1 pseudogene is annotated in these 764 nt (G+C 65.4%); it reads left to right on the top strand.

What is annotated here, in order from left to right:
- Positions 1 to 764, top strand: a pseudogene (locus P0W64_RS22495) (cytochrome b); the annotation flags it as partial.

Here is a 764-nt window from a genome sequence, read left to right as displayed (position 1 = left end):
TACTTCGCGTTCACGTTCGGCGTGCTCGCGATCATGGCCGGAGTGCTGACGATCAACCCGATCTGGAACATCGGCCCCTACGACCCCTCACACGTGTCCGCCGGCTCGCAGCCCGACTTCTACCTGATGTGGACCGACGGCATGGCCCGCCTCTGGCCCGCCTGGGAGATCTACATCGCCGGCCACACGATCCCGGCATCGGCTCTGGTGGCCGTCGTACTGGGACTGGTCGTCGCCGCGATGTTCGCGTACCCGTGGATCGAGAAGAAACTCACCGGCGACGATGCACACCACAACATCCTGCAACGCCCCCGCGACACCCCGGTACGCACCGCGATCGGCGCCATGGCCATCGCCTTCTACGTCGTACTCACCCTCTCGTGCGGCAACGACATCATCGCCCTCAAGTTCCACGTATCCCTCAACGCGATGACCTGGATCGGCCGCATCGGCCTCCTCGTCGCCCCACCCCTCGCCTACTACCTCACCTACCGCTTCTGCATCGCCCTTCAACGCGCCGACCGCGAAGTCCTCGAACACGGCATCGAGACCGGCATCATCGTCCGCACCCCCAAGGGCGAGTTCATCGAACTCCACCAACCCCTCGGACCCGTCGACGACCACGGCCACCCCATCCCACTCGAATACCAAGGCGCCTCGGTCCCGATGAAAGCCAACCAACTCGGCGCCTCCGGCGAACCCGGCACCGGCTCCTTCCTCAAAGCCGACCCACCCGAGGAACAAGCGACCAACGCCCGGGTCGC

The organism is Tsukamurella sp. 8F (genome assembly GCF_029167375.1).
Classification (GTDB): domain Bacteria; phylum Actinomycetota; class Actinomycetes; order Mycobacteriales; family Mycobacteriaceae; genus Tsukamurella.
This window is presented reverse-complemented; position numbering and strand designations above follow the sequence as displayed.